The sequence below is a fragment of the Streptomyces sp. NPDC048441 genome (assembly GCF_043200235.1).
GTDB lineage: Bacteria > Actinomycetota > Actinomycetes > Streptomycetales > Streptomycetaceae > Streptomyces.
Genome location: NZ_JBICXM010000001.1, coordinates 952941 through 959735 on the forward strand (window position 1 = coordinate 952941; position 6795 = coordinate 959735).

Annotated in this window: 7 protein-coding genes; 3 read left to right on the forward strand and 4 right to left on the reverse strand. The window is 69.1% G+C overall.

Annotated elements, in window-relative coordinates; translation table 11 throughout:
- Positions 1–116: 116 nt before the first annotated feature.
- On the forward strand, positions 117–1088 hold the full coding sequence (locus ACGFSB_RS04280) for a hydroxyacid dehydrogenase (RefSeq protein ID WP_393393863.1): 972 nt from the start codon (positions 117–119) through the stop codon (positions 1086–1088).
- A 130-nt stretch (positions 1089–1218) separates the two neighbouring features.
- Here ACGFSB_RS04280 and ACGFSB_RS04285 read toward each other — a convergent pair whose 3' ends face one another.
- Both ACGFSB_RS04285 and ACGFSB_RS04290 read right to left on the reverse strand, forming a co-directional pair.
- Positions 1219–1821 (reverse strand): DUF305 domain-containing protein, encoded by a 603-nt coding sequence (locus ACGFSB_RS04285; protein ID WP_393393691.1) that lies wholly within the window; start codon positions 1819–1821, stop codon positions 1219–1221.
- A gap of 20 nt (positions 1822–1841) precedes the next feature.
- On the reverse strand, positions 1842–2507 hold the full coding sequence (locus tag ACGFSB_RS04290; protein WP_393393694.1) for a DUF3105 domain-containing protein: 666 nt from the start codon (positions 2505–2507) through the stop codon (positions 1842–1844).
- Positions 2508–2835: 328 nt separating this feature from the next.
- Here ACGFSB_RS04290 and ACGFSB_RS04295 point away from each other — a divergent pair, with 328 nt between their 5' ends.
- A complete protein-coding gene (locus ACGFSB_RS04295) occupies positions 2836–4197 on the forward strand; it encodes a glutamine synthetase family protein (RefSeq protein ID WP_383278048.1) in 1362 nt (453 codons plus the stop codon).
- A gap of 77 nt (positions 4198–4274) precedes the next feature.
- Here ACGFSB_RS04295 and ACGFSB_RS04300 read toward each other — a convergent pair whose 3' ends face one another.
- Both ACGFSB_RS04300 and ACGFSB_RS04305 read right to left on the reverse strand, forming a co-directional pair.
- Positions 4275–4541, reverse strand: coding sequence for a DUF397 domain-containing protein (locus ACGFSB_RS04300; RefSeq protein WP_393393698.1), 267 nt, complete (start codon positions 4539–4541; stop codon positions 4275–4277).
- Positions 4538–5416, reverse strand: a complete 879-nt coding sequence (locus ACGFSB_RS04305; protein WP_393393701.1) for a helix-turn-helix domain-containing protein — start codon at positions 5414–5416, stop codon at positions 4538–4540. Before ACGFSB_RS04305 ends, ACGFSB_RS04300 begins: the two co-directional genes overlap by 4 nt.
- 398 nt (positions 5417–5814) lie before the next feature.
- Between ACGFSB_RS04305 and ACGFSB_RS04310 the strand changes: the two genes are divergently transcribed.
- Entirely contained in the window at positions 5815–6630 is an 816-nt protein-coding gene (locus tag ACGFSB_RS04310; protein WP_393393703.1) for a helix-turn-helix domain-containing protein, read from the forward strand.
- The last annotated feature ends 165 nt before the right edge of the window (positions 6631–6795 follow it).

A 6795-nucleotide genomic window follows, 5' to 3' on the forward strand; every position in this document is an offset into this window, starting at 1 on the left:
CCTCCAGACGCTGTTGGGTAACCGGTTACTACGAGGGATGGTCACGCGTGGCAGACCAGTCAGACCAGGCAGAGCCGCAGGGTCCACAGATCAGTCCGCCGAACACGGCACTCGCCATGAGCCCGGACGTGGCGGAGCGGGTGTTCGCTCCCGACCTCCGCGAACGGCTCGCCCGTAGCGTGCGGTTGGCGCCCGTCCTGCTCACCGGGTCGCTGACCGAAGCCGATGCGCGGGCGGTGCTCTCCGACGCGGAGATCCTGATCACCGGCTGGAACTGCCCGCCGGTCACGGCGGAGGTCCTCGCGCACGCGCCCCGGCTGCGGGCCCTCGTCCATGCCGCCGGATCGGTGAAGCCGGTGGTGACGGACGCGCTGTGGGACCGGGGCGTGGTGGTCTCATCGGCGGCGGACGCCAACGCGGCGCCCGTCGTGGCCTACACGCTCGCCGCGATCACCTTCGCGGCGAAGGGGGCGCTGTCGACCGCGGCGGCCTATGCCGAGGGGTGGCCGCCCTTCACCGAGCGGACGGGCGCCGACGGGCGGACCGTGGGGATCATCGGGGCGTCGCGGATCGGCCGGGGCGTGATCGCTTCGCTGCGCGCGTCCGACGTGGGGTGGCGGGTGCTGCTCACCGATCCGTACGTCACGGGGGAGGAGGCGGCCGGGCTCGGCGTCGAGCTCGTCCCGCTCCCGGAGCTGTGCCGGCGCAGCTCGATCGTCAGCGTCCACGCACCCCAACTCCCCGAGACGCGGGGGATGGTGAGCGAGGAGATGCTCCGGCTGATGCCCGACGGGGGAACCCTCATCAACACGGCGCGGGGCTCACTCGTCGATACGGAGGCGCTGGCGCGGGAGTGTGCTGCGGGGCGCCTTGACGCGTTCCTGGACGTGACGGATCCCGAGCCGCTGCCGGCGGGGCATCCGTTGCTGGTGCTGCCGAATGTCCTCGTCACTCCGCATGTCGCGGGGGCACAGGGGAGCGAGGTGCGCAGGCTGGGGGAGTTCGCGGTGGGGGAGGTGGAGAGGTTTCTGGCGGGGGCGCCGCTGCGGGGGCGGCTGTTGCGGGAGGAGTTGCTGCGGATGGCGTGAGCGGGTTTCTTTCCCCGACCCCGACCCCGACCCCGACCCCGACCCCGACCCCGACCCCGACCCCGACCCCGACCCCGACCCCGACCCCGACCCTTCCCGGCTGCATCGGGAAGGGGCGGGGCCGGGGAAATCACGCCTTCGCGCCCCGCGCCTTCAGCAACCCCGCCATCAGCTCGATCTCCGACTCCTGCGAAGCCACCATCCCTCGCGCGAGCCGCACCTCCGCCCCCACCTCGCATCGCTCCACACAGCCCGCGGCCATATGGACCCCACCCTTGTGGTGCTCCGTCATCAGCTGCAGATACCGCACCTCAGCAGCCCGCCCACTCAGCTTCCCGAGCCCCTTGAGCTCCGTGTTCGTCGCCATCCCCGGCATCAGCGCACCGTCCTTGCCCGGCGGCACGTCCCCCATCCCCATCCACTCCATCGGAGCACCCTCCGGCACCTTCGGGAGCTCCCACAGGTCGAGCCAGCCGAGGAGCATGCCCCGCTGGTTCGCCTGCGTCTGGGCGATGTCGTACGCGAGACGCCGGATCTCCTCGTCCTTCGTACGGTCGCGCACGATGTACGACATCTCCACGGCCTGCTGGTGATGCGTGGCCATGTCCCTGGCGAAGCCCGCGTCGGCCGATTTCGTGGACGGGACGGAAGTGGCGGACGAACCGTCCGACGAGGCGGCGACGGCGACCGTGATCCCGCCGGCCGCGACGACCACCGTCGCGACGGCTCCCACCGCCCAACAGGTACGTCGCCTCACTGAGACTTGCCGTTCGTGCAGGCGGCTCCCGGCTCGGGGGTCTGCTTGCCCTGCACGTACGACGAGAAGAAGGAGCCGACCTTCGGGTCGGTCGCGCCGGTCACCGTGCGCTGGTGGCCCCAGGCCGACAGCATGATCGGGTCCTTCTGGTCCTTGACCGGGCTCATCAGCGAGTACGGCGTCTGCTTGACCTTCTGCTCGAGCTTCTTCAGGTCGGCGGCCTTCGCCTTGTCGTTGTACGTCACCCAGACCGCGCCGTGCTCCAGGGAGTGCACGGCGTTGCGCTCGGGGAGCTCGTCCTTGTAGACGTCGCCGTTGCAGTTCATCCACACCTGGTCGTGGTCGCCGCCCACCGGCGGGGTCATCGCGTAGCTGACGTCCTTGGTGACGTGCGTGCGGCCCAGCTTCTTCGCGTCCCAGACCTTCTCGCCGTCCGCGGTCGTCTTGAACGTCGGCGCGGACTTCCCGTCGGAGGCCGTCGTGTCGGAGTCGTCGGCCTTCTGGAAGAGGACGAAACCGCCCACGGCCAGCGCCGCGACGACCACGGCGCTCAGCGTGATGGTGATGACGCGGCCCCGGCGGTCGCGTGAGCGCTCGGCCCGGCGCATCTCCTCTATCCGGGCCTTGCGGGAAGCGGAGCTCGTGTTCTTGGCGGAACCCATGATGTGTCCTTCGCGGAAACGGCGGAAACGGCGGAAACGGCAGAAAGAGGTGGGACGCGCGTGGCGGAACATGGTGGAGCGGTTCGCTGATCGTAATGGGCGAGCGGGGCGGGCTGTAGGGCCAGTCTGAGACGCCCGCTGTTACGGCCGCGCCGATCAGCAGGCACTATGGGCATAGGGCGGCACATGGCCCGCAACGTGCGCGAAACCGTGTGGTGGGATGCTCATGTGCCCCGATGTGTCCTCAGGCGCGGACGCGGCGCGAACACAGCGCAGAGAAAGCGCGGACGCAGGCGGCCTGACCAGCAAGGATGGGTGGAATCGGAAGATGGATAAGCAGCAGGAATTCGTGCTCCGGACTCTGGAGGAGCGCGACATCCGGTTCGTACGCCTGTGGTTCACGGATGTCCTCGGCTTCCTGAAATCGGTCGCGGTCGCTCCCGCCGAACTGGAGCAGGCCTTCGACGAAGGCATCGGCTTCGACGGCTCGGCGATCGAGGGATTCGCCCGGGTGTACGAGTCGGACATGATCGCCAAGCCGGACCCGTCGACCTTCCAGGTGCTGCCCTGGCGCGCGGAGGCCCCCGGCACGGCCCGGATGTTCTGCGACATCCTGATGCCGGACGGCTCCCCGTCCTTTGCGGACCCGCGGTACGTCCTGAAGCGGGCCCTGGCGAAGACCTCCGACCTCGGCTTCACCTTCTACACCCACCCCGAGATCGAGTTCTTCCTCCTGAAGGACAAGCCGCTGGACGGGACGCGGCCCACCCCCGCCGACAACTCCGGCTACTTCGACCACACCCCGCAGAACGTGGGCATGGACTTCCGCCGCCAGGCCATCACGATGCTGGAATCCATGGGCATCTCGGTGGAGTTCAGCCACCACGAGGGTGCGCCGGGCCAGCAGGAGATCGACCTCCGTTACGCGGACGCGCTCTCCACGGCCGACAACATCATGACGTTCCGCCTGGTCATGAAGCAGGTAGCGCTCGAGCAGGGGGTCAACGCGACCTTCATGCCGAAGCCGTTCTCCGAGCACCCCGGCTCGGGTATGCACACGCACCTCTCCCTCTTCGAGGGCGACCGCAACGCGTTCTACGAGTCCGGCTCCGAGTACCAGCTCTCCAAGGTCGGCCGCTCCTTCATCGCGGGCCTCCTGAAGCACGCCGCCGAGATCTCCGCGGTCACCAACCAGTGGGTGAACTCCTACAAGCGCATCTGGGGCGGCTCGGAGCGCACGGCGGGCGCGGGGGGCGAGGCACCCTCGTACATCTGCTGGGGCCACAACAACCGCTCCGCGCTGATCCGCGTCCCGATGTACAAGCCCGGCAAGACCGGCTCGGCACGGGTCGAGGTCCGCTCGATCGACTCGGGCGCGAACCCGTACCTGACGTACGCCGTGCTGCTCGCCGCGGGCCTCAAGGGCATCGAGGAGGGCTACGAGCTGCCGCCGGGCGCCGACGACGACGTATGGGCCCTGAGCGACGCCGAACGCCGAGCGATGGGCATCGAGCCGCTGCCGCAGAATCTCGGCGAGGCGATCGCGCTGATGGAGCGCAGCGAGCTCGTGGCCGAGACCCTGGGTGAGCACGTGTACGACTTCTTCCTCCGGAACAAGAAGCAGGAGTGGGAGGAGTACAGGTCAGAGGTGACGGCCTTTGAGCTGCGGAAGAACCTGCCGGTGCTGTAGCCGCCGCTTCTTCTGACAACGGCGCCCGCGCCCCGTTCCCGGAGTCAACCGGGCGCGGGGCGCGTGTGGTTGAGGGCTCAGAGCTCGGAGGCGTACGTCACGAAGTTGGCCCATGCGGTGGTGGGGAACGCGAGCTGGGGTCCCCGGGTGTTCTTGGAATCGCGGACGTGGATCGTGCCGGGGGTGGTGGCGATCTCGACGCAGTCGCCGGGTTCGTTGCTGCTGCTGTAGCTGCTCTTGCGCCATGCCACCTCGACGCAGTCGTTCACGTCGTCGCTGCTGCTGTAGCTGCTTTTGAACCACTCCAGCTCGGAGGCGTCCCCGGCAGTGGGCTTGAGGGTCATGTCTCTCCCAGCACTTGCTCGATGAAGGCCAGTGACTCCCCTGGCGGGAGAGCCTGGGTCCGGATCATGCCATACCGCAATTCAAGGATACGGAGCTGTTTCGGGCCGGAGACCGGACGTCCGTTGAACGCGCCATCGGACCGTCCCACCGCCGTCCCGTCCTCGAACTTCAACACCTCGATCAAGCCGCCCATTCCGGCGTGCTCCTCGCGGTCGGTCGGCATCACCTGGAGTGCGACGTTCCGCAACTTCCCGACTTCCAGGAGGCGTTCGAGCTGGCGGCGCCATACCATTCTGCCCCCGAGCGGGCGCCGCAGTATCACCTCCTCCAGGATGAAGCTGAGAGCAGGAGCGGGCGCACGGCCCAAGATGGCCTGCCGACTCAAGCGCCCGGCCACGCCCCGCTCCACCACGTCTTCCGGTTGCGCGGGCAGCCTCATGCTGAACAGTGCCCGCATGTACTCCTCCGTCTGAAGCAGCCCATGCAGAACGTGGTTGCTGTACAGCAGGACCTCGACCGCCCGCTCCTCCAGCTTCGCCAACTCCCGTACCTTCTTTGGGTATCGAGCCTTGGCCATCTCCTCCTTCATCGCAGAGATGAACCCCCTCGCACCCAGCACCTCATCCGCCCGGTCCAGGTACTCCGGCCGCGGAATCCGCGCCCCGCGCTCCACCTTCCGCACCAGGTCCTCGCCGTACCCAATGGCGTCGGCGAACTCAGGCGCACTCAGCCCGGCAGCCTCCCGCCACCGCTTCTGTTGATGCCCGAGCGCCTCGACCACCGAGGCGATCTCGTCCTCCGGGTCGACGTCCCAGCCGGGTTCTTCCGCCGCCTCCGCGGGTTCCGTACTGCCGTTGCCGCTGTCCGTGCTCATGCGCGCCACCTCCGACGTACCGTGCTTGCCCAACGCGCACTAGTACCCAGCCGTCACCCGGGACAGCCGGGACAACTCGGGACAATGCCAGGACAGTTGGCCGCAACCAGCGACATCACCGCATCGAGGTTTCCACGACCCGGTCACCCAGGACCCGGCACCGCCCGACATCAAAACCAAAGGCCTCAGGGAGAGAACCCACCCCACCGCCCCCAGCCCCCGTCCGCCAAGGTGCGTCCGCTCACCCACAAGAGTGATCCACCCCAACTCGGCTGGCGCATATGCCGTTTCACGGTGCAAGCTCGGCCCCGACAAACAACCCAAGACATGCGACGGCCCCCGCCGGGACGCCAATCCCAGTGCGAGGGCCTGACCACCGAGGAAGCGAGACCTTCCCGATGGCTGATCAGCAGCTTAACGCGCCCCCGTGCGCGTCGTCCCCGGTTCCCACCAGCGGTATCCGGCACATCAACCGACGCCACCCCGACCGTTTCACCGTGGTCGGAAACCACCTGGCGCAGCACCGCGAACTCTCCCTCACGGCCATCGGCCTCGCGACCCATATCCAGTCGCTCCCCGTCGGCGCCAAGGTCACGATCAAGTGCCTCGCGGACCGCTTCCCGGAAGGCGAAGTCCGTATCGCCGCCGCCTTGCGCGAGCTCGAACGCCACGGCTACCTCACCCGGACCCGCGAACGCCTGCCGTCCGGCCGGGTCATCACCCGCACGGTCTCGTACAACAACCCGCCTGCGATGAGGGCCAGTTCAGTCCAGAGCCCCCGCCCCGCCCCCGAAGCCGCAGAGCCCGCACCCGCGACCTCCACTACTCTCACCGCCCCGCCACTCCCCACCCCCAACACCCCCGACCTCGACTGTCACCGCACCGCGACGACCCTCCTCGCCGACCTGCGCCGCCAAGACCCCCGCCTTCTGCTCGCCGAACGCGACATCCGCCGCCTCGCCCCGGCCGTCGCCGCCTGGCTGGAGCGTGACATCGCCCCGGAAGCCGTACGCCGTACCCTCACCGCCGACCTGCCCGCCGAGCCGATCCACCGACCGGCGGCCTTGCTCGCGCACCGCCTCACCGCGCTGCTGCCGCCACCACTCCCGGCCGCGCCGCCCGCAGGGCACCGCCCCGACCCCCTCCAGAACTGCGACCACTGCGACCGCGCCTTCCGCGCCCCGGAGCCGGGCCGCTGCCGGGCCTGCGCCTAGGGCGCTTCTGACGGATCTCCGCGGCGTCGCGACGCCCGGCACGCACCCTCAACGCACGGCGCAAAGGGACAGGTGGCTCCGCCACATGACCCTTCACACCGCACGCCGAGCGCACGCACCGAACGCCGCTCCTTCTCCCACGGAGATCCATCAGAAGCGCCCTAG